Origin of the sequence: Cephaloticoccus capnophilus, from assembly GCF_001580045.1 — a bacterium.
Lineage (GTDB): Bacteria > Verrucomicrobiota > Verrucomicrobiia > Opitutales > Opitutaceae > Cephaloticoccus > Cephaloticoccus capnophilus.
The window spans coordinates 1-26,193 of the sequence record NZ_LSZP01000043.1 but is presented as its reverse complement, the minus strand read 5'-3'; the positions used below and the strand labels follow the sequence as shown (position 1 = coordinate 26,193).

General features: G+C 63.0%; 16 protein-coding genes. 5 read left to right on the top strand and 11 right to left on the bottom strand.

What is annotated here, in order from left to right; translation table 11 throughout:
- Positions 1-47: 47 nt before the first annotated feature.
- Together rpoB and rpoC are read left to right on the top strand one after the other, a co-directional pair.
- Positions 48-3,827, top strand: coding sequence for a DNA-directed RNA polymerase subunit beta (gene rpoB / locus AXK12_RS04950; protein ID WP_068712070.1), 3,780 nt, complete (start codon positions 48-50; stop codon positions 3,825-3,827).
- 89 nt (positions 3,828-3,916) lie between these two features.
- Positions 3,917-8,146 carry a DNA-directed RNA polymerase subunit beta' gene (gene rpoC, locus AXK12_RS04945; RefSeq protein WP_068712065.1) on the top strand — a complete coding sequence of 1,410 codons (4,230 nt, stop codon included), beginning with the start codon at positions 3,917-3,919 and terminating at the stop codon, positions 8,144-8,146.
- A gap of 306 nt (positions 8,147-8,452) precedes the next feature.
- On the opposite strand, the gene gluQRS is transcribed toward rpoC, so the two are convergent.
- The 11 genes from gluQRS to AXK12_RS04890 form a co-directional block, all read right to left on the bottom strand.
- Positions 8,453-9,295, bottom strand: a complete 843-nt coding sequence (gene gluQRS, locus AXK12_RS04940; RefSeq protein WP_068712063.1) for a tRNA glutamyl-Q(34) synthetase GluQRS — start codon at positions 9,293-9,295, stop codon at positions 8,453-8,455.
- Positions 9,296-9,410: 115 nt separating this feature from the next.
- A complete protein-coding gene (locus AXK12_RS04935) occupies positions 9,411-12,041 on the bottom strand; it encodes a BatD family protein (protein WP_068712058.1) in 2,631 nt (876 codons plus the stop codon).
- Between the two features lie 12 nt (positions 12,042-12,053).
- Positions 12,054-14,039, bottom strand: a complete 1,986-nt coding sequence (locus tag AXK12_RS04930) for a VWA domain-containing protein (protein ID WP_068712056.1) — start codon at positions 14,037-14,039, stop codon at positions 12,054-12,056.
- Between the two features lie 70 nt (positions 14,040-14,109).
- On the bottom strand, positions 14,110-15,234 hold the full coding sequence (locus AXK12_RS04925) for a VWA domain-containing protein (RefSeq protein WP_231863548.1): 1,125 nt from the start codon (positions 15,232-15,234) through the stop codon (positions 14,110-14,112).
- A gap of 8 nt (positions 15,235-15,242) precedes the next feature.
- Positions 15,243-16,190 carry a DUF58 domain-containing protein gene (locus AXK12_RS04920; protein WP_068712054.1) on the bottom strand — a complete coding sequence of 316 codons (948 nt, stop codon included), beginning with the start codon at positions 16,188-16,190 and terminating at the stop codon, positions 15,243-15,245.
- 19 nt (positions 16,191-16,209) lie between these two features.
- On the bottom strand, positions 16,210-17,235 hold the full coding sequence (locus tag AXK12_RS04915; protein WP_068712050.1) for an AAA family ATPase: 1,026 nt from the start codon (positions 17,233-17,235) through the stop codon (positions 16,210-16,212).
- Positions 17,236-17,367: 132 nt separating this feature from the next.
- Positions 17,368-17,691, bottom strand: a complete 324-nt coding sequence (gene sugE / locus AXK12_RS04910) for a quaternary ammonium compound efflux SMR transporter SugE (protein WP_068712048.1) — start codon at positions 17,689-17,691, stop codon at positions 17,368-17,370.
- A gap of 259 nt (positions 17,692-17,950) precedes the next feature.
- Positions 17,951-19,252: a phosphopyruvate hydratase gene (gene eno / locus AXK12_RS04905; RefSeq protein WP_068712046.1), complete on the bottom strand. Its 1,302-nt coding sequence runs from the start codon at positions 19,250-19,252 to the stop codon at positions 17,951-17,953.
- Positions 19,253-19,378: 126 nt separating this feature from the next.
- Positions 19,379-21,061, bottom strand: coding sequence for a mucoidy inhibitor MuiA family protein (locus AXK12_RS04900; protein ID WP_068712045.1), 1,683 nt, complete (start codon positions 21,059-21,061; stop codon positions 19,379-19,381).
- Positions 21,062-21,096: 35 nt separating this feature from the next.
- The gene (locus AXK12_RS04895; protein WP_068712044.1) at positions 21,097-21,492 is read right to left on the bottom strand and encodes a hypothetical protein; all 396 of its coding nucleotides are present in this window, start codon (positions 21,490-21,492) and stop codon (positions 21,097-21,099) included.
- The gene (locus AXK12_RS04890) at positions 21,489-23,096 is read right to left on the bottom strand and encodes an excinuclease ABC subunit UvrC (RefSeq protein WP_082782660.1); all 1,608 of its coding nucleotides are present in this window, start codon (positions 23,094-23,096) and stop codon (positions 21,489-21,491) included. The genes AXK12_RS04895 and AXK12_RS04890 overlap by 4 nt, the downstream gene beginning before the upstream one ends.
- A 312-nt stretch (positions 23,097-23,408) precedes the next feature.
- Here AXK12_RS04890 and AXK12_RS04885 point away from each other — a divergent pair, with 312 nt between their 5' ends.
- The 3 genes from AXK12_RS04885 (at position 23,409) to AXK12_RS04875 (ending at position 26,045) form a co-directional block, all read left to right on the top strand.
- Positions 23,409-24,746: a CinA family nicotinamide mononucleotide deamidase-related protein gene (locus AXK12_RS04885; protein ID WP_068712043.1), complete on the top strand. Its 1,338-nt coding sequence runs from the start codon at positions 23,409-23,411 to the stop codon at positions 24,744-24,746.
- Between the two features lie 54 nt (positions 24,747-24,800).
- Positions 24,801-25,226, top strand: a complete 426-nt coding sequence (locus AXK12_RS04880; protein ID WP_068712040.1) for a hypothetical protein — start codon at positions 24,801-24,803, stop codon at positions 25,224-25,226.
- A gap of 117 nt (positions 25,227-25,343) precedes the next feature.
- Complete coding sequence (locus AXK12_RS04875) at positions 25,344-26,045, top strand: glucosaminidase domain-containing protein (protein ID WP_197456995.1); 702 nt, start codon at positions 25,344-25,346, stop codon at positions 26,043-26,045.
- Positions 26,046-26,193 lie beyond the last annotated feature (148 nt).

Sequence of the window (26,193 nt, the reverse complement as noted above, 5' to 3'; positions counted from 1 at the left end):
CATCGCCGCGCCGCTTTCCTCCACCGTCTCTAACTGGGTATCCTTACATGGCCGACCGCACACTCTCTGAACGCATCAACTTCGGCAAACTTCACGAAGTCATCCAGCCGCCGAATCTCATCGAGATTCAGATTACCTCGTATCTGGACTTCTTGCAGAAAGGCGTGCCCGACAAGCAGCGTAAGCCGCAGGGCCTAGAGGCGGTTTTCCGCGAAGTGTTTCCCATCGAGTCCTACGATGGCCGCCTGACGCTCGAGTACGTCTCCTACACGCTCGGCGAGCCCAAGAACACCGAGATCGGCTGTATCCGCGACGGCATTACTTACTCGGTGCCGCTCTACGTGAAGCTGCGGCTTCGCGAAGAAGACTTCATTAAGGACGAAGAGATTTACATGGGCGAAATCCCGATGGTCACTGACCGCGGCTCGTTCATCATTAACGGCGCGGAGCGCGTCGTCGTCTCGCAGCTGCACCGCTCGCCCGGTATCGCTTTCGAGGTCACGCCGCACCCCAACGGCAAGCTCCTGCACTCCTTCCGCATCATCCCCGACCGCGGCACTTGGCTCGAAGTGCAGTTCGACAACAGCGACCTGCTCTACGTCTATCTGGACCGCCGCCGCCGCCGCCGCAAATTCCTCATCACGACGCTCCTGCGCGCCGTCGGCTACTCCAGCGACATCGACATCCTCAACCTCTTCTACGAGATCAAGAGCCTCAAAGTCTCCAAAGCCCTGGAGATGGAGAACGTCTCCACGCTCGTCTTGGTCGAGGACGCCATCGACGCCCAAAAGGGCGTCGTCCTCGCCCGTGCCTTTGAGCCACTCACCAAGCAGATCGTCCGCACTTTCGAAAAGCACGACATCGAGACCATTCGCGTCATCGACACCGCCAACGACGAAGGCGCGATCATCCGTGCGCTAAAGAAAGACCCGACGCGCAACGAGGAAGAAGCCCTCAAGGAAATTTACAAACGCCTCCGCCCCGGCGAGCCGCCCACCACGGCCAACGCCAAGGCCCTCCTCAAGCGGCTCTTCTTCGACCCGAAGCGCTACGACCTCGGGCGTGTGGGCCGCTACAAAGTCAACCAAAAGCTCGGCCTTAAGGTCGAGCTGGAGCAGCGCATCCTGGAGTCGGGCGACGTCGTCGGTGCGACCAAATACCTCGTGCGCCTCAAGCGCGGTGAGGGCGTCGTGGACGATATCGACCACCTCGGCTCGCGCCGCGTGCGCACCGTCGGCGAACTTTTGGCCAACCAATGCCGCCTCGGGCTCAGCCGCACCGAGCGACTCGTCCGCGAGCGGATGACGATGTACGACCAAAGCGTCGACTCGATCACGCCGCAAAAACTCATCAACCCGAAGGCCCTCACGACGGTCATTCGCGACTTTTTTGCGCGTTCGCAGCTCTCGCAGTTCATGGACCAGATCAACCCGCTCGCCGAAGTGACGCACAAGCGCCGCCTCTCCGCGCTCGGGCCGGGCGGTCTAAACCGCGACCGCGCGGGCTTCGAGGTGCGCGACGTGCACCCCTCGCACTACGGCCGGATTTGCCCCATCGAGACGCCCGAAGGGCCGAACATCGGTCTCATCAATTCGCTCTCGACCTACGCCCGCGTTAACGAGTTCGGCTTCATCGAGACGCCTTACCGCGTGGTCAAAGGCGGGCGCGCGACCGACGAGATCGACTACCTCACCGCCGATCAAGAAGAGGCTAAAGTCATCGCGCAGGCCAACGCCGAGATCGACGCCAAGGGCAACTTCGTCGGCAAAGTCACCGTGCGTAAGGACGGCGAGTTCCTAGAAGTCCCCGCCTCCGAGGTCGATTACATGGACGTCTCGCCCAAGCAGGTCATCTCGATCGCCGCTGGGATGATTCCCTTCCTTGAGCACGACGACGCCAACCGCGCACTCATGGGCGCGAACATGCAACGCCAAGGTGTGCCGCTGCTCCAAGCCGAGTCGCCCTTTGTGGGCACGGGCATTGAGGAGCGCGTCGCCCGCGACTCGAAGATTGTCGTCGTGGCCGAAGCGGCGGGCACCGTCGCCTCTGTCGATGCCAACCGCATCGTCATCACCAAGGACGGCGAACTCCCGCGCACGCTCAAGACCGACGCCAAGAGCGGCACCTACGTTTACGAGTTGCGCAAATTCATGCGCTCGAACGCAGGCACTTGCTTCAACCAAAAGCCGCTCGTCCGAATCGGCGACAAGGTAAAGGCCGACCAAATTATCGCCGACGGCCCCTCTACCGAAAAGGGCGAGATCGCGCTCGGGCGCAACGTACTCGTCGCCTTCATGCCGTGGAACGGCTACAACTTTGAGGACGCGATTCTCATCTCCGAGAAAGTCCTAAAAGAGGACATCTTCACCTCGATCCACATCCAAGAGTTTGAGGTCGCTGCACGCGACACGAAGCTCGGGCCGGAGGAAATCACGCGCGACATCCCCAATGTCGGCGAAGAGGCCCTCAAAAACCTCGACCATAATGGCGTCATCCGTGTGGGCGCGGAGGTAAAACCCGGTGACATCCTCGTCGGGAAAATCACGCCCAAGTCTGAAACCGAGCTCGCGCCCGAAGAGAAACTCCTTCGCGCGATCTTCGGCGAAAAGGCCGCTGACGTGAAGGACACCTCGCTCATTGTGCCCTCCGGCGCGGCGGGTATCGTGATGGACGTGAAAGTCTCCTCACGCATCGACAACGAGATTGAGCGGCTCTCGCCCTCCGATCGCCGCCGCCAAGCCAAGCAAATCCAAGAGGAGTTTAAGACCCAAATGGACAAGCTGCGCGAGGGCCTCACTGAGGCATTGTCCAACATCCTCCTTGGCGAAAAAATCCCGCTCGACGTGAGCAACGGCGATACCGGCGAAATCATCATCCCCGCCAACCGCAAGATCACCAAGACGCTCCTGCGCAAACTCGCGGCGGTCGCCAAGCACGTCGAGATCGACCCCTCGCCGGTGCGCATCAAGATCATGGAAATCATCGGCTCCTTCCAAGTGAAGTTCGATGAGTTGGAAGGCGACCGCGACCGTAAGGTGGCCGCGATCGAGGCGGGCGAAGGCGACGGCACCGGCTCCATCAAGCAGGTTAAAGTTTACATCGCCACGAAGCATAAGCTCGAAGTCGGCGACAAGATGGCGGGCCGCCACGGTAACAAAGGCGTCGTTGCCAAAATCGTGCCCGAGGAAGACATGCCCTTCTTGCCGGACGGCACTCCGGTGCAAATCTGCCTTAACCCGCTCGGTGTGCCCTCGCGCATGAACGTCGGCCAGGTTTTGGAGACGCATCTGGGCTGGGCTTGCAAAAAGCTCGGCATCAAGGTCGCGACTCCGGTCTTCGACGGCATCCCCGAAAAGCGCGTGCGCGAATATTTGAAAGAGGCGGGCCTGCCGACCTCCAGCAAGAGCGTCCTCTACGACGGGCGCACCGGTGAGCAAATCGACCAGCAAGTCGTCGTGGGCTACATCTACATGATGAAGCTAAACCACCTCGTGTCGCACAAGATTCACGCTCGCGCGGTTGGCCCTTACTCGCTCGTCACCCAGCAACCGCTCGGCGGCAAAGCCCAATACGGCGGCCAACGCTACGGCGAGATGGAGGTCTGGGCGCTCGAAGCTTACGGCGCGGCGCACACCCTCCAGGAGTTGCTCACCGTCAAGTCCGACGACGTGCAAGGCCGCACCAAAATCTACGAATCGCTCGTCAAGGGCGATAACACGCTACAGGCCGGCACGCCCGAGTCCTTTAACGTTTTGATTAAGGAAATCCAGTCCCTCGGCTTGGACATTAAGCTCAACAAACGCGACTCGCTGGGCTTCGGCACTTGACCCGTGCCGAACGCCTTCCCGCCCAGCCGAGACACTCGCGCAATGCAGCATCCGCTACAGTCAGCAGCAGCCCACCACAGAGCACACACATGAGCATACAACCTTCTGAAACCCTCGGCGCACACGCCCGTGACGAAGCCCGCAGCGCACTCGGCGAGGCCGAGAGCCCCTTCGACTGCGTGTCCATCACGGTCGCTTCGCCCGAAGTCATCCGCAAATGGTCGCGCGGCGAGGTCAAGAACCCCGAGACGATCAACTACCGCACGTTTAAGCCCGAGCCCGGCGGTCTGTTTTGCCAAAAGATCTTTGGGCCCGTGCGCGACTACGAGTGCGCTTGCGGCAAATACAAACGCATCAAATTCAAGGACGTCGTTTGCGATCGTTGCGGCACTGAAGTGACGGTCGCCCGCGTGCGCCGCGAGCGCATGGGCCATATCGAGCTCGCGGTTCCCGTGACGCACATCTGGTTCTTGAAGAGCATGCCTAGCCGCCTCGGCCTCATGCTCGACATGACCGCGCGCGCACTGGAGCGCGTCATCTACTACGAGAACTACATGGTGATCGATCCGGGCAAGACCCCGCTCGAACCGCACCAACTGCTCACCGACACCGAGTATCGCCAAGCCCTCGACGAATACGGCGACGATTCCTTCGTGGCGAAAATGGGCGCGGAAGCCGTCCGCGACGCACTCTCTCGCGTCGATATGGAGGCGGTCGTGGCCGAGCTGCACGAGCAGATGCGCGCCACCCGCTCCAAGCAGATTAAGAAGAAACTCTCCAAGCGGCTCAAAGTCATCCAAGGCTTTATCCAGTCTCACTCGCGCCCCGAGTGGATGGTGCTCGAAGTCTTGCCCGTCATCCCGCCCGACCTACGCCCGGTCGTCCCGCTCGAAGGCGGCCGCTTCGCGACCTCCGACCTCAACGACCTCTACCGCCGCGTCATCAACCGCAACAACCGCTTGCGCAACTTGATGCAGCTCAAGACGCCCGACGTCATCATCCACAACGAAAAGCGGATGCTCCAAGAGGCCGTCGATGCTCTCTTCGATAATGGTCGCCACGGTCGCCCCGTGACCGGTGCAGGAAACCGCCCGCTCAAGTCGCTCTCCGACATGCTCAAGGGCAAGCAAGGCCGCTTCCGCCAAAACCTCCTCGGTAAGCGCGTGGACTACTCGGGCCGCTCCGTCATCGTCATCGGCCCCGAGCTCAAGCTCAACCAGTGCGGCCTGCCCAAGAAGATGGCCCTCGTCCTCTTCGAGCCCTTCATCATCCGCCGCCTCAAAGAGCTCGGCTTCGTGCACACCGTGCGCGGCGCGCGTAAGATGATTGAGAAAAAGTCGCCCGAGGTTTGGGACATCCTCGAAGAAGTCACCAAGGGCCACCCCGTGCTCCTCAACCGTGCGCCCACGCTGCACCGGCTCTCGATTCAGGCCTTCGAGCCTGTGCTGATCGAGGGCGAGGCGATTCGCGTGCACCCGCTCGTTTGCACCGCGTACAATGCGGACTTCGACGGCGACCAAATGGCTGTCCACGTGCCGCTCTCGCTCGAAGCCATCCTCGAGTGCAAGCTGCTCATGATGGCGACCTCCAACATCTTCTCGCCCTCCTCCGGCAAGCCCATCCTCACGCCGTCGCAAGACATCGTCCTCGGTGCCTACTACCTCACAATCGAGCCGCGCAAAAAGCCCGCCAAAGACGAGCGCGTGCCGCTCCTCTCCGGGCTCGACGAAGTGCAGTTCGCCAAGGACGACGGCGCCCTCAAAATGCACGACTGGGTCGATGTGCCCAACCCCGACTACGGCCGCAGCACCACTTACGGCAACCCGCTCAAAAAGGTTATCCGCACGACCGTGGGCCGCATTATCTTTAACCAAGTGTGGCCGCGCGACCTCGGCTTCGCGAACTTCCCCGTGCCCAAGGGCAAGCTCGGCGACTTGATCCTTGAGACCACCAAGCTCGAAGGCATCGACCCGCAAGAAGTCGTTGATACGCTCGACCGGCTCAAGGACCTCGGCTTCCAGACCGCCTTCCGCGCCGGTATCTCCATCGGCGTCGACGACATGATTATCCCCGAGTCGAAGAAGGACATCGTCGCCGAGACTCGGAAGAAAATCGCCGAAGTCGAAGGCCAGTTTAATAAGGGTATCATCACCGAAGGTGAGCGTAAGAATAAGGTCATCGACCTTTGGACAGGCACCACCGACCGCATCGCCAAAGAGGTCTTCGCCAAGCTCGAACAAAACGACGGGCGCGAGGAAGTGAACCCCGTCTACATCATGATGGACTCCGGTGCGCGCGGTAACAAGCAGCAGGTGCGCCAGCTCTGCGGCACGCGCGGACTCATGGCCAAGCCCTCCGGCGAAATCATTGAGCGGCCCATCCTCTCCTCGTTCCGCGAGGGCCTCACCGTTCTCGAGTACTTTATCTCCACGCACGGTGCGCGTAAGGGCTTGGCCGATACCGCGCTCAAGACTGCCGACGCGGGTTACCTCACCCGTAAGCTTTGCGACGTGGCGATGGATGTCGTCATCGTCGAAGACGATAGCGGCAACCGCGACGGCGTTTGGAAGAAGGCCATCTTCGAAGGCGACGACGAGATCGTGGGCCTGCGCGAACGTATCGTGGGCCGCTGCGCCAGCGACGACATTTACAACCCGCTCAACCCGAGCGAGCTGCTCGTCGCATCCGGCGACCTCATCACCGAGGAAATGGCCGTGAAGATCGACGAGGTCGGTATCGAGCGCGTGAAAGTCATGTCGCCGCTCACCTCGAACAGCCCGCGCGGCATCGACGCCAAGAGCTACGGCATTAACCCGGCGACTAACAAGCTCGCGAAAATCGGTGACTCGGTCGGCATCATCGCCGCCCAATCCATCGGCGAGCCCGGCACGCAGCTCACCATGCGCACCTTCCACATCGGCGGTGTGGCTTCGGGCGGATTTAAGACACCCGAAATCCGCGTCCGCGAAGGCGGCACGGTCAAATATCGTGGGCTCCGGCTCGTGCAGACCGCCGAGGGCGCGTCCATCGTGCTCAACAAAACCGGCTCCATCGAAATCCAGGACGACGAGGAGCGCGAGTTGGAGAGCTACAACATCGTTGCCGGCTCCTTCCTCCATGTCGCCGACGGCGCGCGCATCGAAAAGGGGGCAGTCCTCGCTCAGTGGGATCCCTACAACATCCCCGTGCTCTCCGAAAAGGGCGGTAAGCTTGTCTTCAAGGACATGATCCCCGGGGTCACCGTGAAGCGCGAGCTCGACGAATCCTCGGGCCGCATCGCGACCGTCGTCATCGAGCACAAAGAAGACCTCAACCCGCAGGTCGAAGTGCGTGACGCGCGCAACCAGCCGCTCGCCGCTTACTCGATTCCGGTTGGCGCGCAGATCGCCGTTAACGAAGGCGACACTATCGCCCCCGGTGCGCTGCTCGCCAAAACTCCACGCCAAGCCTCGAAGACCAAGGACATCACCGGCGGTCTGCCTCGCGTGGCCGAGCTATTTGAAGCGCGTTGCCCGAAGGAAGCCGCCGCCATGTCGCGCATCGACGGCGTCGTTTCCTTCGAAGGCACCGTCCGCGCCAAGCGCAAAGTCGTCGTTCGCAACGAAGAAACCGGCCAAGAGGAAGAGCACCTCATCGCCGCCGGTAAGCACATCATCGTGCAGCCGGGTGACGTCGTTCACAAAGGCCAGCACCTCACCGAAGGTGCGGCAGATCCGCACGAGATTTTGGAAATCCTCGGGCCGGCTGCGCTCTACGACTTCCTGATTTCGCAAGTGCAAGAAGTCTACCGGCTCCAAGGCGTGACGATTAACGACAAGCACATCGAAATCATCATTCGCCAGATGCTTCGCAAAGTGCGGATTACCGATCCGGGCGATAGCGAGTTCTTCTGGGGCGAGCAAGTCGACCGCTCGAACTTCTTAATCGAAAACCGCCGCATCGAATCCGCCGGGGGTAAGCCAGCTGAGGCTGAGCCTATCCTCCTCGGGATTACGAAAGCCTCGTTGGAGACCGAGTCCTTTATCTCGGCGGCCTCCTTCCAAGAGACGACCCGCGTCCTCACCGACGCCTCGACTCTCGGCAAGGTCGACGACCTCAAGGGCTTTAAGGAAAACGTGATCATGGGCCGTCTGATTCCGGCGGGCACTGGCTTGCCGAAATACAAGCAGCTCAAAATCACGCTCCCGTTTGGTGAGGAGCTGGTGGAAGACCTAGGTGAGCCGCAACCCGACTCCGAGATGGAAGCGGAGGTTGCCGCTGCCGTGGCCCAAGCCCAAGCAGCGATGGGCCTCGTGGGTAACCTCGCCGCCGCCAGCTAAACGCGTGCCAACTGGCTAATGGGCCGCTGCGAGTTAACTCGCAGTGGCCCGCCAAGCGCGCTTCCGAACTCCCGAACCAAACGCCAAAGGCCCGAGTGCATCACGCACTCGGGCCTTTGGGCTTTCGGGGGGAAACCGTCAAAGCCGGATGCACACCTTGCGCAGTTTGCGCACCAGTGACCAATAAAGCGGTTTCAGGGAAAACCGTCGCCCCTGAGAAGTTTTGGGAATGAGGATTTTGATAGGATAGCGCAGAAAACCCCGTCGTTCAGGGCGGGGATGGATAGCGCGGAGGTGCAGCCGTCCTTACAGAATGCGGTTTCTCAGGGAGGCTGAGGCGCGGCGTTTGGCGAGGCGGGTGCCGGTTTCGTCGCGGACAAGTTCGCAGTGGTAATAGGCGGGTGGCTGCGCCCCAAGTGCGCGGTAGAGGAGCTGTTGCCTAAAAGTGGAGCGGAGCAGGTCGGCGCCTCTGACGACTTCGGTGATGCCTAACGCGATATCATCGACAACGCAGGCGAGTTGGTAGCTGGGGAGGTCGTCTTTTTTCCATACAAGGAAGTCGCCAAAGTCGTGGCCGACTTGCGCGATTTGCTCGCCTTGTGCGCCGTCGTCGAAGCGGAGCGTGTCGCCGTCCGGTGTGCGAAATCGCCAGTTCGTGCTGATGTGCGTCCCTAGCGGGGGAAGTGGCGAGTCGGGGGATGGGCGGAAGTGGAGCGGATAAAGTGGCTCGCTGTCTTGCTCTTCGTTTGTGCGGTCTTGGGGCGGGCTGCTTGGGCCGCGCTGGGTGCTCGCGAGTCGCGCGGCGGCTGCGCGAATTTCTTTTCGGGTTTTGGTGCAGGGGTAAATGAGGCCGGCGGCGTGGAGCGTCTCGAGTGCGCGGCGGTAGAGTGGGAGGCGTTGGCTTTGAAGGAGGGGCGGGCCGTCCCAGTGGAGGCCGAGCCCGCGGAGGTCTTCGATTGCGGCTTCGGTAAATTCGGGGCGGCAGCGTTCGCGGTCGAGGTCGTCGATTCGCAAGAGGAGTTTGCCGTCGGCGGCCTTGGCGCGCTCGGTTGCGATTGAGAAGGTGCGGGCATGGCCGACGTGCAGGTAGCCGGTGGGCGAGGGGGCGAGCCGGCCTACATAGGTGCTGGGCTTGGGGCTAGAGGGCATGGTGTGCGGAGCACTGTGTGGCGCATCATTTCCGGTCGTCTCTCCTAGGGTCTGTTGCCGTTTCAAGCGCGAGCCGCGTTGCGAAATTGGCCGCCTCTTGGGTGGGGAGATCGGGTTAGTGGTCGGAGGCTGCCGTCCATAGGCGGACGAGTTCGGTGTCGCGGGTCCAGCCAGTTTGGCCGTTGGAGAAGCGGAGCTGGACCCAGCCGAGGAAGGTTTTTTCGGTGATGCCGATTGTGCCCGCAGAGAGCGGGGCGCTTTGCTGGGTGATGTCGGCCTCGGTGGGAATCGAGTAGAGCGTGCCTGTGCGCCAGACGAGTGCGGCTTGTGGATGGGCGGCGAGGCCGTAGTGGCTGCGGCCAAAGAGCGCGAGCGCGGCGAGCAGTATCCCGCAAATGCCAAGCACGAGTGCGGGGGGATTGATGGCGCGGCGGAGTAGGCCGTAAGCGCGCAAGAGTGGGAGCAGGAGCGCGAGCGCGACGAGGCTTGCGCCGCCGATTATCACGCAGTCCCAGCCGCTGGGCGAGGCGAGTTGGGCGAAGCGAGCGCGGAGTCCGTCGCCGAGCGCGGGGGCGATTTCGGCAGGCGTGTAGCCCGCCTTTGACTGCGCGAGGGCGAGGTTCCAGCGGGTGACTTCGCTCTTCGGGTTTTGGACAAACGCGGCGGTGGCGTGGGCGGCGGCTTCGGCCCAGCGGTCTTGTTGGGCGAGTGCGAGGGCTAGGTTGTGGCGGGCTGTCCAATCGCTGGGCTGCGCCGCGATGGTAGCCCGCCAGAGGGCTTCGGCTTCGACGAAGTCACCAGCAGTGTATGCGGCCTGTGCGTGCTGATTCGCGTTAGCCGGAAGCGCAGAGTCTGCAGGCGCTAAGCCGCTTTTGTTTGGCGCAGGGTCGTCGCCCCTGCGCCTATCGGATGCGTCACCTGCGTGTGCACTGTGCGGGTTAACGACGAGGGCCAGTGCGAGCGCGGTCAGCCACGGGAGGAGGTTGGCTTTGCGAAATGCGCTCGCCCAGGCCGTGCCGGGGATTTCTTTCGCGAGTGAGGCGTGTGCGGCTTCGGCGCGGGCGAGCCAGTCGCTGGGTAGCGGCGTTTTTTCGCGGTAGAGGGCGCGTTCGCTGTCGGCCCAGAGCGCGCGCCACTGGCCCTCGGGGAACTCGCTCACTGTGGGGGCCGCGTGGGCGAGTCCGTGGGCGCGGGCGGCGAAGCGCTGCCAAGTGAGAAGGGCTTGTGCACTGTTTTGATTTTCGCGGAGCGCGGCGATCGCTGCGGGGACTTGGGCCAGTGCCTCGCGGCGTGGGCGCAGTGGGTCGTGCTTGCGGGCGCGGCGCACTGCGAGTGCGAGCCATGTGGTGAGGACTGCGCCAAAGGGAATCGCTGCGCGCGTGGCGACTTGGCCGAGCGAGTCGGCGGGAAGGCGAGCGAGTCGGCCTGTGGCGATTGGCTCGCGAATGAGGCCCTGTGGCGGCTCAGCAATTTCGGGCGGCTCTAGCACTGGGGCTGTGCCGCTTAGGCGAGCGGCAGCGTCCGGCGGCGGCGAAGGCTCGCTGTGAGTCACGCTAGTCGGGCTGCCCACATTTGTGCTTCCCGCTGCCGTCGGCGCCGCGGTTACGGTGATTGTCGTTTCGGCGATGTGGTGGGTTTGGTAGCGGCCGCTTTCAGGGTCGAAAGTGTGAATCTCGAAGGCCTCGAGGGTGTAGGTGCCGGGGCGAGTGGGGATGAGGACGACATCTTCGGTGAGTGTGCCGTCGAAGAGTTTTTTGTCGTCGAGTTTGCGCTTGGCGGGCGGCTGGAGGGCTTGGAAATCGGCAGAGACAGTGCGTGGCGGTAGGCCGGCGATGTCGGGCCAGTTGCCCGTGCCGGAGAGGGTGAGTGTCCAAGTGATGGGCTCGCCGACCGTGCCGGCTTGGGGTACGACTTTTGACTCTAGTGTGAAATCGCCGACTGCGCCGATGTAGTTGGCGGGCGCGGGGAGCGGGAGCGGCTGGACGTTGAGCTCGGCTTGGTTGGTCGTGAGGGTGACTTGCTCCAGGCGTTGTTGTTGGAAGAAGCCGAAGCCGCCGGGCGCTAGCCCGAGGTTTAGGGTGACGAGTTGGCGGACGGGATTGAGCCGAAGCGCGCCGGGCGCTTGGGCGTAGGCGCGAGTGGCAAAGCCGATGTGTAGCCGCGATTCGCCGCTCTGCATGGATTCGGTGGCGGCGGGGTCGGCCCAGTCTTCGGCGACGAGGGGCGCGGCGTCCCACTGGATGGCCTCGGCGAAGTTACTGAAGTGGCGGCGGGCGACATCGATCGAGTAAACGAGCGGAAAGACCTCGCCAGCCCAGACGGTGGTTTTGCGTGGAGTGAGCCGGGCTTTGATGTCGGCTTCGGGGCCGGGCTGGACGGAGCCGGTCGTGTAAGTGGGGACGCTTAATTCGCCTTCGTTTGTTTGGACGGCGAAGCTGGGAATCGTCACTTGGCCGGGCGTGCGAATCTGGAGTCGGTAGCTGAGGACGACTAGGCTCGTGCGCGAAAAATTGATGATCTGCGTCTGCGAGGATTGGCCACGGTAGTTAAGGGTTGCTTCGGTGAGTTCGGGTAAGCTGGGAGCCGTGCTCGGACTGCAGTTCTCAAAAACGAGTTGGATATCGGCGGGGTCGCCCGTGCCTGAATCGGCCCAAAACACGCGTTGGGCGAGTGCTTCGGGCAAGGCTGCGAGCGTGCAAAAGAGGAGCGCGGCGAGTGTGGGAAAGAGGTGGAGGGGGAAACGCATAGCGGTATCGGGCTACCAATTTTTCTTAGAGGCGTTGGCGGACTCGTCGCGCGGGGTGTTGTCCATCAGTTGGAAGAGTTGAGCGGGGGAGTCGCTGCCTTTGATTTGTTCGAGTTTTTGGAGCGCGGCGGCGAGGGCTGGGTCCTTGGCTTCGGTGGTTGGGCTTTGGGCTTGTGCGCCGCCGACTTGTTGGGTCGGGCCCTTGTGTGGTGGCGCGGTCGCAGCCCCGTTTTGTTGCGCGTCTTCATTACGGTCGCGCGCTTCGTTTTCCGCTTCGGGCTTGGGCGCGTCTTCGCTCATGTCGCCAAGTGATTCCGACTGGGGCCCTTGGCTTTGCTGGCCGTCGTTTTGGCCGCTTTGCTCCGAGTCGTCAGTTTGCGGGTCGCCGCTGTTCTGGGACTCCGAGTTGTCGGAATTACTTTTGCGGTTCTCCCCGTCTTGTGAGCCGTCTTGGTTTTGCTCTTGGTCGCCGCCCTGCGAGTTTTGCGAGTCGCCGGTTTTGTTTTGCTCGGGGTTTTGTTGGCTTTGGTCTTCGGGTTTTTCGGGGTCTTGCTGCTCTTGAGTTTGGAGTAGGGCCTCGAGCTCGCTGCGCAATTGCGGCCAATCTGCCGTTTTCGGATCGAGGGCTTCGCCGAGTGTGACGGCGTGGAGTGCGTCGTGCACGGGGCCGGGCGGCACGGGGTGCTGCTCGGTCTGGAGTTTTTGGCCCCAAGTGATGGTCTCACGGGCGAGCTCGGCCCAGTTGCGTCCGGTGGGCGGTGTAGGGCTGTCGGCGAGCCGAGTGACGATTTTGCCCAGCGCAGAGCTGGGGGCCGCCGCCGCGTTTTCGTCGTGCGCGAGTTGCTCCCGTAGGTCGCCTACGGACTGGGCTCGCGCGTCAATGGCCGTGTTGCCCAAAATCAGCGCCGCGAGGAGGAGCAGCGAAGCGGCGTTTTTTGCGGGTTGAAGCGTGAGCGAGCGTGGGCGTGGGCGGACGGGGAATTCGAGGAGAAAGCTCAAGAGCAACAGGCCGAGTGCGGGCGCGAGTGCCCACTGGTAACGGTCGATTAGGCGCTGAGTGCGTGTGTCGGTGAATTGGCCTTGGGCGCCTTGCTCGACGGTTTCGGTGATGAGGGCGGCGAGGTCGAGCCAGGTGCTGGCGTCGCGGTAGAGCCCACGGGTTTCGGTGGCGAGTGCACGCAGAGTCGCAGGCTCGAGCCTAGAGAGAACGACCGCGCCGCGCTCGTCTTTGACGAAGCCTCCCGCCTCTCCCGCCCCTCCCCCCCCGTCGGGAATCATCGCTCCGGCGGGCGAGCCGATGCCGAGCGCGATTGTGCGGATGCCGCGTTTTTTTAGCGCATCGAGTGTGTGCGCCCAAGTGTCGTCGGTGGCTTCGCCGTCGCTTAGGATGATGAGGAAGCGGTCGGTGGCGGGGCTGTCGCTGAAGGCGTCGAGCGCGGTGTCGAGGAGCGCACGATAGTTTGTGCCGCCTTCGGGGAGTGTGTCGGGGCCGAGCGAGGGGAGAAACTCGCGGAGGATTTCGTAGTCGCTGCTGAGCGGGCTTTGCAAAAAGGCGGTGCCGGAAAACACGATGAGGCCGACGCGCTCGCCTGCGAGTCGCTCAAAGAGTCCGGTGATGAGGAGTTTCGCGCGGGCGAGTCGGCTGGGTTTGACGTCTTCGGCGAGCATCGAGCGCGAGAGGTCGAGCGCGATTAGCACTTCGCGCGATTGCTCAAAGACGGACACTTCACGCTCGCCGTATTGCGGCCGGGCGAGCGCGACGATGCCGAGTGCGAGGCCGATCCAGAGGAGGGGGCGGCCGCCGCGTTTTATTGGCCGTGCGCGCGTTGGCTCACGCGCGGCGAGAGCAGTTAGGCGCACTGTGTTTGCGCGGGCTTCGGCGGAGAGGATTTTTGGGTGCGCGCGAGCTGCCGCGCGCGCCCGCCTGCCTAGTTCCCAGAGGAGTAGCGCAGCGGGGATGAGGATGAGCCAAAGGAGTTGGGGAGCGTAAAATTGCACAGCAGTCGCAGGCTGTCCTATTTGGCGACGCCGCCGTCGGGGCGTCGTCGGAGTTTTGAGTAGGCGTTCATCACAATGAGTTTGCTCGCCGCCGTGAGAGGAGTCCGGCGAGGAGGAGCGCGGCGAGGCCGGGTGCGGCGGGCCAGTGGAAGAGTTCGCGGGTGAGTAGGTAGCTCTGAGCTTGAAACGCGATTTTTTGGGCTTGGTCGACTTGGGTAAACGCGGCGCGAATCGCGCGGTTATCGTCGGCGCGGAAGTAGCGGCCACCGGTCATTTTTGCGATTTGGCGAAGTGAGGTTTCGTCGAGGTCGGAGAGGACTTGGCGCATCCCGACCTTGTTGCCTTGGGCGTCGAGAACGGGCATCGGGACGAGCCCGCTGCGGCCCGCACCAATGGTGTAAACCGGGATGCCGCGTTTTTCGGCGATTTGCGCCGCCTGCTCGGGGCTGAGTGCACCGCGATTATTCGCGCCGTCGGTCAGCAGGATAACAAAGGCCCCTTCGCGCTGGCCGCTTGAGCTTTGTCGGGCGACTTGTTCGAGCCGGGTGAGCGCGATGCCGAGCCCGTCGCCAATTGCGGTGCCGTCTTCGATGAGGCCGATTTTGAGCCGGGCGGTCTGTCTGGCCAGCCAGTCGTGGTCAAAAGTCAGCGGGGCCATCGTGTAGGCGCGGCCCGCGAAAACGACGATGCCGATGCGGTCGCTCGTACGCTCGTTGATGAAGGCTTGGATGACGGGCTTGATGGCTTGGAGCCGGTTGATGCGCGCGCCGCGCGCCTCGTAGTCCTCGGCCAACATTGAGCCGGAGAGGTCAATCGCGAGCATGATGTCGTAGCCGCGTGCATCGACCTCGTGGCGGTCTTGCACGCGTTGCGGGCGGGCCAGCGCGGTGACGAGCAGCACGAGTCCGAGGGTGCCGAGTGCGGCGGGCCAGCGCGAGGCCGGGGTAAGTGACGGTGCCGCCCACGCTGCTGAGAAGGGGACGATTAACACCGAAACGCTGCGTCGCCCGCGGAGCCAAAAAATCAGCGGCAAGAGCCCCAATGCGAGAAACCAGAGCGGCTCGGCAAACCGGAACCCTCCCGCTCCTCCCGCCCCGCCCATGCCGCCCGCTCCGCTGCCCGATGCTGCGCCCAGCAATAGGGGGGAGAGCAGTTCGGCCAGGTGTCCGAAGAGCGTTGTAGGGAAAGTTTCCATACGCACTGTTACCGGGCGAGCTGCATTCGTTTTTGGAAAAAGCGCACGAGGGCGTCGAGCCGGTCGTCTTCTGTGGAGAGGACGAGCCGGTTGTGCGCGATGGGGAAGAGTGCGGCCCAAGCGTCTTCGCGTTGGCGAACCCAAGTCGCATGTGCGGCGCGCGCCGCTGCCGAGTTTTCTAGGGTGACAAGCCGGCCTGCGAGCGGGTCGTAGGCCGCGAGCGGGCCGTCTACCAAGCTGCCGAATGCGGCATCGGTGGGGAATTGGCGTTCCCAAGGGTCGTCCACGCGGAAGCCCATCATTTGGTAGCGGCGGCACAGGGCGGGCCAGCCTTCCGGTTGGGCGCGGGGCGCGAAGTCGCCGAGCCAAACCACGATACTGTGCCTAGGAGTCGCAGACCCTTTTATTATTGTAGTGAGTCGTTGCCTTGCCGTCTCCGCTTTCGTTTCGGCAGGACTTGTCATCGCTGGCGGCGGGATTGAGAGGAGCTGGGCGGCGTGGTGGAGGATCGCGCCGCGCCCGCGCACCGGCGGGCGAAAGGTGTGCGCCTCGCCGCCGTGCCCATCGGGTGCGGTGTGGATGAAGCCGACGCGATCGCGGTTGACCGCGCCGAGCAGCATGAGGAGTCCGGCGAGTTCGAGGAGGGCTTCGCGCTTGGTTTGTGCGCCGGAGCCAAAATTGAGGCTAGGCGTGTCTTCAAAGAGAACGAGCAGTGTGAGCTCGCGTTCCTCGACGAACTTTTTGCGGTAGGGCTCGCCGAGTCGGGCAGTAACGTTCCAATCGATGTCGCGCACATCGTCGCCGAATTCGTAGCGCACGACTTGGTCAAACTCCATGCCGCGTCCGCGAAAAGCCGATCGGTATTCGCCGCTCAATACGTTTTCGACCGCGTGCCGGACGCGCCACTCTAGGCGCCTTAGTACGCCAATCGGGCTTCCTTTTTTTATATCGAGCATCGCTGTTGCGAGCTGGAGCTCAAAGCTCCGTGGGGACGGGGCTGCGCTCGATGACTTGGGCAATGAGCGTGTCGGCGGTGATGTCCTCGGCCTCGGCTTCGTAGGTCAGCCCGATGCGATGGCGAAGCACTTCGGGCGCGATTTCCTGGACGAGCGCAGGCGTGAGGTAGTCTTGGCCGCGCAAGCAGGCGAGTGCCTTGCCCGCTTGATAGAGCGCGAGCGAGGCGCGCGGCGAGGCGCCAAACTCCAAGGGGCGCGGCCCCTCTTTATTTGCGGGTCGCTCGTTGGCGGCCCGTCCAGTGGCGGCGGCTTCGTTTACGTCTCCGTCCCCATGTCCGGCGAGTGCGCGGGTGGCGCGGACGAGGCTGAGGATGTAGCTGCGCACGGCGGGGGAGACGTGCACGGCGTCGACTTGCGGACGCAGCGCGAGGAGCTCTTCGCCGGAGGAGACGGCGCACAACTCCGGCTGGCGAGCGACTTGGCCCCAGCGCTCCATCATCGCGGCTTCTTCATCGGCGCTCGGGTAATCGACCAAGAGTTTTAGCAAGAAGCGGTCGGTCTGCGCTTCGGGCAGCGGGTAGGTGCCTTCTTGCTCGACCGGATTTTGCGTCGCCATGACGAAGAACGGGCGGGGCAGCGGGTGGGTGCTGCCGCCGATGGTGACTTGCCGTTCTTGCATGGCTTCGAGGAGCGCACTTTGGACTTTGGCGGGGGCGCGGTTGATTTCGTCGGCGAGGACGAGGTTTGCAAAGATGGGTCCGTGGTGTGCGCTGAACTCGCCCGTCTTGGGCTGGAAAATCATCGTGCCGACGACGTCGCTGGGGAGCAGGTCGGGGGTGAACTGGATCCGCTCAAACTGCACGCCGAGCGCGGTGCCGAGCGATTTGACGAGGAGCGTTTTCGCGAGCCCGGGCATGCCTTCGAGCAGGACGTGGCCGCCTGCAAGGAGTGCGACTAGGAGCCGCTCTACGACGGCGTCTTGGCCGATGACGGTTTTGGCAATTTCGCTGCGCAGTTTTTCAGACCAAGTGGGACCAGTAAGCATGATAGGGGGATAAGTAGGCTAGGAAGGGAAGAAAGAGCACCGCAGCCTGTGCGGCCGCGCCAAGGAAAAAGGAAGGCGCGGAAGACCGCGCCTTTTGGGAAAAGTTCGTTAGGGAAATCGACGGCTACGACTCTAGGCCGCTTTGCTGAAGACTTTGAGGCCGATGACGCCACAGAGGATGAGGCTCACGCAGATGAGTCGTGCGGCGTCGCGTGGTTCGCCCAGCCAGAGAATGCCGAGGATGACGGTGCCGACTGCGCCGATCCCCGTCCACACCGCGTAGGCCGTGCCTGCGGGCAGGTCGCGCATGGCGAGTGCGAGTAGGTAAAAGCTCACGGCCATGAACCCGAGCGTGAAGACGCTCGGCCATAGGCGGGTAAAGCCTTCTGTCTGCTTCATGCCCAGCGCCCAGACGACTTCCAGAATTCCAGCAATAACTAGGTAGATCCATGCCATGATGAGTATACCTGTCGTTGGGAAAACTTCGGACAGACAACGAAGCGGTTAACGGTTGGGTAGCGCAGCGATTGAGCGGGAAAGCCCAAGCCGCCGCACCCTGGTGAATGAACAAAAAAAGACGCGGGGCTAGGGCGCACCGCGTCAAGAAAAAGGGGTTGAGACTTAGGCGGGCCGCACCTTGGTGCGGCCCGCAAGAGCGGAAGCGCTCACCGACTTAGGCAGAGCCCCAGCGCGGGCTGGGGTCAGATAAACGCCGTCACAGCCTGCCGGCGTAGATGGCGGTGGAGCCGAGCTCTTCCTCGATGCGTAGGAGCTGGTTGTACTTGGCGACGCGGTCGCTGCGGGAGGCCGAGCCAGTTTTGATTTGTCCGGCGTTGGTCGCCACGGCGATGTCGGCGATCGTGGTGTCTTCGGTCTCGCCCGAGCGGTGCGAGATGACGGCAGTGTAGCGGTTTTTGTGCGCGAGCTCCACGGCGTCGAGCGTCTCGGTGAGCGAGCCGATTTGGTTGACCTTCACGAGGATCGAGTTGGCGGTGCCGGTCTCGATGCCTTTGCGCAGGAACTCGACGTTGGTCACGAAGAGGTCGTCGCCTACAAGTTGCACTTTGTCGCCAATGGCGTCGGTGAGTTTTTTCCAAGTCGGCCAGTCGTTCTCGGCGCAACCGTCCTCAATCGAGTCGATAGGGTACTTAGCGACGAGCTCTTGGTAGTAGGCGACGAGTTCTTCGCCAGTGAGGATGCGGCCATCGGATTTTTTGAAGATGTAGCGTTTGGTCTTCGCGTCGTAGAACTCGGAGGAGGCCACATCCAGGGCGAGCATGATGTCTTTGCCGAGTTTGTAGCCGGCGGCCTTGACGGCGGCGGCGATCGCGTCGAGCGCGGCGGTGGCGGAGGCGAGCTTGGGCGCGAAGCCGCCCTCATCGCCGACGGCGGTCGAGAGCCCCTTGTCGTGGAGGACTTTTTTGAGGTGGTGGAAGACTTCGGCTCCGGCGCGTAGCGCATCCGCGAAGGTGTCGAAATTCACGGGCCGGATCATGAACTCCTGGAAGTCAATGGGCGCGTCGCTGTGTGCGCCGCCGTTCATGATGTTCATCATGGGCACGGGGAGGACTTTGGCGTTGGGCCCGCCGAGGTATTTGTAGAGCGGCTGCCCGAGCGCGGCGGCGGCGGCGTGTGCGGTGGCGAGCGAGACGCCGAGGATGGCGTTGGCCCCGAGCTTCGACTTGGTGGCGGTGCCGTCGAGTGCGAGCATGGCGCGGTCGATGCCGACTTGGTCGGTCGCGTCGTAGCCGATCAGTTCGGGGGCGATTGTGTTCTTAATGTTGGCGACGGCGGTTTGCACACCTTTGCCGAGGTAGCGGGCTTTGGCGGCGGGCTTGGCCCCTTTTACCGAGCCGTCGCGTAGTTCGAGGGCTTCGTGCTCACCGGTGGAGGCCCCGGAGGGGACGGCGGCGCGGCCTAGGCTGCCGTCGGCAAGCGTGACATCGACCTCGACGGTCGGGTTTCCGCGAGAGTCGATGATCTCGCGCGCGGTAATAGAGGATACGGTAGTAGGCATGGGAAGGGGCCGAGTAGAGTGGGCGCAGCTTCGGGGGCAAAAGGAAAAAGGGGCCGAGTGGCCCCTTTTCCTTTTCAGCGTGTACGGTCATTCGACCGGCTTATGTGCAGGTGTGGGTACAGGCGCTTACTCTAGGCCGTCGATTGCGAGGCCGACCGCGTGTTCAACTGTGAAGTTGAGGGGGACTTCGCGGGTTTCGCCGGGGGCGAGGTCGAGTGTCCATTCGAGTTTGCCTTCGGCGTCCGGGCGGGCTTCGCGGGCGGCGGGCGCTTGGATTTTTACGGTGATTTTATCGTTGCGCGAGACGGGGACTTGGTCGGCGAGGATGAGGCGGAGGGGGCCGGGTTTGTTATTGGTGACGGTGGTCAAGTATTCGTAGCTCGTGCGGGTGCTCTTGGTCATGAGGCCGACTTGTTCGGTGAAGCGGCGGACTTGTTTATGGGTGATGGCGAGGGCTTCGTCGGCTCCGAGTGCGAGGTTGAACTTTTCGCCGGGGCTGGTGTGGGTGAGGCGGCTTGTGGCGATGAAAGTGCGGTCGACGAAGACGTTCATTTGGCCGGGCAGGAGGGGGAAGTCGCTCGTGTTGGAAATATGGGCGTCGCGGTAGGCGATGCTGCGCAGCTTGGGGGTGGCGCGGTAGGTAATCTCGGCGTCGAGGTCGAGGGTGGTGACGGGGATTTTCTGCGGGGAGTTGTCGCTGTGAAGCGTGGCGGGGGTGGCGATTGTGAAGGTGGCAACGGTGGAGCTGGGATCGAGGGCCGCTTCGGCGTAGTCGGCGGCGACGAGGTCGAAGGTCATGCGTTCGCCCGAGGATTGGGCGGCAGCGAGTCGGGGTGCGGGTGCGGCTCCGAAGCCCAGAGCCTTACGGTTTTGGAGGCGCACGAGTGGGGCGTTTTCCTCGTTGGCGGCATCGGGTACGAGGTCCAGGTGCCAGGGGGAAAGCTCGGGAGCGTGGCCGCCGAGCGAGGGGCGGGCGGTGGAGAGGGTGAGGGCGACGTTTTCCCAGTCTTCGCCGGTGGTCTGGCGGACTTGGGCGAAGTAGCCGAGTTGGACGCGGGATTCGGTGGTGGAAACGTGGGCGTCGTAGGCGGGCCGCCAACTGGCTTGGGGCGTGGTGTAGCGCAGTTCGATGTCGAGGTCCCCGGGCTGGGCGGCTTGGATGCGCAGGGTGGCGGTCTTGACGCTACGGCGGCTGGGCAGCGCGGGCAGTTCGTCGAGTTGGTTTTGGTGGGCGGTGATTTGGGCTTGGAGTTGGGCGAGTTCGCGGTCGAGGGCTTGGAGTTGGGTGTTGAGCTTAGCGATCTCGGCTTGGCCGTAGGCGAGGGTGGCTTCGACTTCGTCGAGTTTGGGGCGTTCGGCGCGCTCGCCCCCAGTGATCGTCACGGCACTGTTTTGGAGTCGGTCGAGGAGGTCGCGGTGGCTTTTGAGGAGGGCGGCGCGGTCGTTGAGGCTGCGTTCTTCTTCGCGGAGGCTGGTGAGGGCATCTTCGATTGCGGCGCGGCGTGGGTCGGGCGTGGTGGCGACGAAGGTTTGGCGGGCCGTGATGTCGAGGAGTGTGGCATCAGCGGTGCCGGTGGCGGCGGCCTGGAGTGAGTCGTCGATGAGGCTCGCGGGGAGGCCCTCAATGTGCAGTTCGTTGAGGCCGGCTTGGACTTCGGCGCGGGCGGTGCGGGTGACAATGGCGCGGTCGTTGTAAACGGTGACTGCGCTGATGGTGGTGTTTAGCTGAGTGGCGGCGGCAGCGGCGAGAGCGGGGAGCCCTGTAGCGGCCAGTAGAAGCGTGGGGACGAGGAGGAGGTGCTTTATCATGGTAAATGGGGTGTTTGTTGGGCGGAGGCAGAGAGTCACAGCCCCGCATTTTGTTCCAATGGATTGTGTCGTTTCGGTTTTTTCGGAGTGGGGGTGATTCCAATCCTGGAGTCTCGCGCTTGGATGCGGCTGACGAGCCACTCCGCGTCGCGTTCAAAAGTGTCGGCGGATTCGGGCAGATAGAGCCATTTGGGGAGTTCGGGGTGTGGGGCGAGGGCTGGCAGTTCGGCGATGAGGGCGGGGTGCTGGTCGCGCTCCATCGGCACGCAGACGCCGCGCCATGGCTCAGCGCGGTCGGCGAGGTACAGGACCATGCGGCCGTCGAGGTAGACGGCTTGGCCAACGAACATACTGCGGACGATGAGTGTGGGCTCGTCGGCGAGTGGGTCGAGGAGCCAGAGGTGGCGATTCGTAGGCTTTGGCGTTTTCACGGCGTAGCTGGGGAGGGGAAAGCCGGGCGCAGCGTTTGGTGGATCTTTTCGGCGAGTTTGGGGCCGATGCCGGGGAGGGTGGCGAGGGCGGTAGGCGAGGCGGCGCGGAGCCGGTCGATGGAGCCGAAATGGGCAAGGAGTTGGGCTTTTCGTTTCGCGCCTAGGCCGGGGATGTCGTCGAGCAGGGACTCGCGGATTTTTCGCGAGCGCAGGTCGGCGTTGTAGGTGTTGGCGAAGCGGTGGGCTTCGTCGCGGAGGCGTTGGAGGAGGTTGAGCGCAGGGTCGTTTAGCGAGAGGTTGAGGGGGGCGCGGGCGTCGGCGAAGAGGATGGTTTCGTGTTTTTTGGCGAGGCCGATGAGGGCGGGTGGCTTTACCTCGATTGCGGCAAAGGCTTTGAGCGCGGCGCCGATTTGGCCGCGCCCGCCGTCGATTACGATGAGGTCGGGGAGGGGGCGACCTTCGTTAGCGAGGCGGTGGTAGCGGCGGGCGACGACTTCTTCCATCGCACGGAAATCGTCGTTGCCGATGAAGCTTTTGATTCGGTAGCGGCGGTATCGGTCGGTGTCGGGTCGGCCATGAGTGAAGTGCACCATCGAGGCGACGACGAGCGTGCCGGAGATGTGCGAGATGTCGAAGCACTCCATGTGCTCGGGGGGCGCGGGCAGGTCGAGGGCGCGGGCGAGCGCGGCGAGTGCTGCGGTGGCGGCGAGTGCGCTGGCCTTGGCGCTTCCGTGGCTGTGGGGGGTGCTGGCGTTGGCAGGGTCGAGGAGCTGAGCTGGGGTGTGGCGCTCGAAGCGGCGGGAGCGTTCGAGGGTGGCGTCGAGGGCGGTGATGAGGTCGCGGAGCTGGGCCGCTTTTTCAAACTCGAGTGACTCGGCGGCGGCCTGCATTTGCTCGCGGAGGGTTTTTAGGGTTTCGCGGGACTTGCCTTCGAGGAAGGCACAGGCGGCATCGACCCGGGCACGATAGGCGGCGGGGGTGACGAGGTTTTCGTGTCCGTAGATTTCTTGGCGGACGTCGTCGTAGAGCTGGTAGCGTCCGTCGGGAAGTAGAGTGGGGGTGGCGTCGGCGAGGAGGATGCCGAACTGGCGGCGCATTTGCGCGAGGGTGGTGCGTAGCGGGCCGGAGTGTGGGAAGGGGCCGAAGTAGCGGGAGTGTTTGTCTTTGCGGAGCCGAGTGAGGGCGAAGCGGGGGAGCGGTTGGGAGAGATCGACGCGGACGAGGAGGAAGCGTTTGTCGTCGGTAAAGTCGGTGTTGTAGCGGGGTTTCCACTGTTTGATGAGGCGGCCTTCGAGGAGGAGGGCTTCGGGCTCGCTGCGGACTTCGATAATGTCGAAGTCGTGGATGAGTGGGATCAGCGAGCGGATTTTGGGTTGCTCGATGCTGCGGGCGCGCCCGCGCTGGAAGTACGAGGAGACGCGTTTTTTAAGGCTCTTGGCTTTGCCGACGTAGAGGATGGTGCCGAGCCGGTCTTTCATGAGGTAAACGCCGGGGCGGTCGGGCAGCGCGCGGACTTTCTCCTTTAGGGCGTAGCCCTTTGTTTCCAGTGGGCTGCTCGTTGGCAGCCCGTCGGGGGGAGAGAGGGCTGTGCGTTCAGGCGGCATAGGGCGCGTAGCGGCTTGGCGAATACGTGATTATTCTTGGGGTCTGTTCGCGTTTCAAACGCAAGGCATTTGGCTCGCGGCTCGCCACTCACGTGTGCTGCGCACGCTCGCCGCTGCGTTACTCGTCGCTCATTTGCATGAGCAAACTTCGCTTCTCGCGCCTTGCTGCACGCAAAATCTGCCTCCGTCGCGACCACGTTTGAAGCGGGAACAGACCCTCGTCGAGAGAAAGTAGGTTTTGCTAGCCGAGCGGCTGGCATTTTGCCAAGGGCTGTTTAGCCTCAGCGGTCCTTCCCGCAGCACTTAGCACCTATGTCCACTCCCGAACCTAGTCCCACCCCGAAAGCCATCAAGCCGCGTCGCTTCGAGTTAATCACGCTCGGCGACGAGTTACTGCTGGGGCTGACGGCGAATAGCCACCTGACGTTTATTGGGGGGCAGCTTGGGCGGCGCGGGGTGCAGCTCGCGCGCAATGTCACGATCACGGACGAGGCGGGCGCGATTGAGCGGCAGTTTCGCGAGAGTTGGGCGGGGGCGGATGTGGTGATTACGAGCGGCGGGCTCGGGCCGACTTGCGACGATCGCACGCGCGAGGTGATTGCTGAGGTGCTGGGGCAGTCACTGGTTTTTGAGCCGATTATTGAGGCTGCGATTATGGAGCGGTTTAACCGGTTTGGGCTAAAAACGCTGCCGCCCAATAATCTGAAGCAGGCGTATCGGCTTGAGGGCGGAGACTTTTTGCCCAATGCGCACGGGACGGCTCCCGGGCTGTGGTTTGAGGAGGCGGGCAAAGTGCTGTGCATGCTGCCGGGGCCGCCCAACGAGTTGCAGCCGATGTTTACTGAGCAGGTGCTGCCTAGGCTGGCCGAGCGGGGCTTTTTGCTGAGTGGCGAAGCGTATGTGCAACTGCGTACGGCGGGCATTGGCGAGTCGGAGCTAGAGGCGCGGCTCCAGCCGGTTTTTGATGCGCATGGGGGGGCTGGCGAGGACGGGCCATTGAGCGTGGCATTTTGTGCGCATGCGGGGCAGGTGGATTGTCGGCTAAGCTCGCCGAGCGGGCTGCTGACGAGTGAGCAGTTGCAGGCGATTGCGGCGCAGTGCGAGGGGCTCTTGGGCGAAGATTTTATGTGCTATGGAGAGGCTTCGCTAGCCAAGGTCTGCGTCGACTTACTGCGGGCGGGCGACAAGACGCTGGCGGTGGCGGAGGCGGGCACGGGCGGGCTGCTGACGAGCGAGTTTGGCGAGATTTGCGGCGTGGCGAAGTGCTTTTTAGGCGCGCTGGTGTGCAACTCCAACGAGGCAAAGGTGACGCTGCTCGACTGCCCCGAGTGCCTGATCTCGCAGCATGGCGCAGTGAGTGCCGAGTGCGCGGTCGCGCTGGCGACGGGCGTGGCGGAGCGCTTGGGGGCGGACTACGCGTTGTCGATTACGGCGTTTTCGGGCGCTCCGTGTGCAAACGAGCGGGGCAACGAGGTGGGCACGATTTTTGTGGGGCTGCACGCGCCGGATGGCGTGTGGGCCAGGAAGCTGAGTTACCCGGGGCCACGGCGGACGATTAAGACGCGCGCGGTAAACGCGGCGCTCGACTGGTTGCGCCGTGAGTTGGTGCGGGCCAACGCGCGCAGCGCGGAGGGGGCGTGTCTGATATAGGCGATGCGTCACAGGGCTTGCGCGCCGTGAGCGCGCCGCTAGTCTCCGCCTATCATGACGCCCCGATTTCTCCCCTTGGTTTTCGTTTTACTGGGGGCTCTGCCCCTCGTGTTTGCCCAAGAGCAAGAGCCCGAAGCAGGCGGCGAGTCTGGCGAGTATGCGAATCCGGTTTTCGGCTATTACGAGGCGATTCGTTTCGATGCGCAGATGCTCCAAGGTGTGCGCGTGAACGAGGAAACGGGCGACGTGTTTATTATGTTTCAACCGGACAAGACGGACACGCAGCTCACGCTAAAAATCTCGCAGGCGGAGGGCGCGCAGTACCGCAAATGGTTTACCGGTGAAGAGGTGCTGGTCGCTCAAGAGAATGCAGGCCGCGCGATTAATACGTGGACGGACCGAGTGCAGACCAGTGCGAACTATATCGAATATCACGCGGAGGGGCGGATCTTTCTGCACCTCAAGCGGATTCGGGAATAGTTTTAGGCAATTGGAGCCTGCGGTATGCTCGCGACTCGGAAGTTTAGGTTAATCGCGACGCTCGCCGGAGTTTTGGTTACGGGCCTTCTTTTTCGTGGGTGCCCGAGTCGAGAACCCGTGTTGCCGGATTTTGCGCGTTACGAGGCGGTTGCTGAGCGTAAGGAGGCTTTCTTTGGCTATTTTCTGCCGCTCGCTCAGGAGGCTAACGCCGAGATTTTAAAAGACCGCGGGCGACTATTGCGGATTCGGCGGAAATTGGTTTTGGCCGAAAAGCGCACCGAGAAAAAAGGGAAGGTTGCCCATGTGCGAGGGCGCGAGGCGCGGTGGTTGCGACGGCTTGCCGAGGCGTATGGCCTTGATAGGCCGGAGAAGCGGGAGGAGCTGAATTTGCGTTTTGTCGATGACGTGTTGCTGCGGGTTGATGTGATTCCGGCCTCACTCGTGCTCGCACAGGCGGCAAATGAGTCTGCATGGGGGACCTCACGGTTTGCGCGGCAGGGGAATAACTTTTTTGGGCTTCGCAGCACCGATGGGAGTGGGCTTGTGCCGAAGCGGCGAGCCCGGGGCGCGGCCTTTCGCGTGGCGGCCTATGCGAGTCCGCGCGAGTCGGTGCGCGCCTACATCCAAACGCTCAACACCCAGCTTGCGTACCGGCGACTTTGGGCGATTCGCGCGGAGGATAGGCGGCTAGGCCGAAAGCCCTCCGGGCTGCGGCTTGCCAATGGCTTACACGCCTACTCTGAGCGCGGCGAAGAGTACATTCGCATTATTCAGTCGATGATTCGGAGTAATGGGCTGGCACCTTACGATAGTGTTTAAGTGCGGATGAGGGATTGATTTTCGCATTATGCGTAAAGCTAAGGTAGAAATGGGGGTGGGGATTTTGCTAAGCCCTACATAAGTTATGTTAGGCGGATTTGGTTTAGCGATACTGTGCGAAGCGGAGCTTGGCCCGATATGGCCTCTC

Excerpts from the sequence above, each read along its gene's own strand:
- rpoB (WP_068712070.1), top strand. The coding sequence starts at position 48 with ATGGCCGACCGCACACTCTCTGAACGCATCAACTTCGGCAAACTTCAC.
- rpoC (WP_068712065.1), top strand. The coding sequence starts at position 3,917 with ATGAGCATACAACCTTCTGAAACCCTCGGCGCACACGCCCGTGACGAA.
- gluQRS (WP_068712063.1), bottom strand. The coding sequence starts at position 9,295 with ATGCCCTCTAGCCCCAAGCCCAGCACCTATGTAGGCCGGCTCGCCCCC.
- AXK12_RS04935 (WP_068712058.1), bottom strand. The coding sequence starts at position 12,041 with ATGCGTTTCCCCCTCCACCTCTTTCCCACACTCGCCGCGCTCCTCTTT.
- AXK12_RS04925 (WP_231863548.1), bottom strand. The coding sequence starts at position 15,234 with ATGGAAACTTTCCCTACAACGCTCTTCGGACACCTGGCCGAACTGCTC.
- AXK12_RS04920 (WP_068712054.1), bottom strand. The coding sequence starts at position 16,190 with ATGCTCGATATAAAAAAAGGAAGCCCGATTGGCGTACTAAGGCGCCTA.
- AXK12_RS04915 (WP_068712050.1), bottom strand. The coding sequence starts at position 17,235 with ATGCTTACTGGTCCCACTTGGTCTGAAAAACTGCGCAGCGAAATTGCC.
- sugE (WP_068712048.1), bottom strand. The coding sequence starts at position 17,691 with ATGGCATGGATCTACCTAGTTATTGCTGGAATTCTGGAAGTCGTCTGG.
- eno (WP_068712046.1), bottom strand. The coding sequence starts at position 19,252 with ATGCCTACTACCGTATCCTCTATTACCGCGCGCGAGATCATCGACTCT.
- AXK12_RS04900 (WP_068712045.1), bottom strand. The coding sequence starts at position 21,061 with ATGATAAAGCACCTCCTCCTCGTCCCCACGCTTCTACTGGCCGCTACA.
- AXK12_RS04890 (WP_082782660.1), bottom strand. The coding sequence starts at position 23,096 with ATGCCGCCTGAACGCACAGCCCTCTCTCCCCCCGACGGGCTGCCAACG.
- AXK12_RS04885 (WP_068712043.1), top strand. The coding sequence starts at position 23,409 with ATGTCCACTCCCGAACCTAGTCCCACCCCGAAAGCCATCAAGCCGCGT.
- AXK12_RS04880 (WP_068712040.1), top strand. The coding sequence starts at position 24,801 with ATGACGCCCCGATTTCTCCCCTTGGTTTTCGTTTTACTGGGGGCTCTG.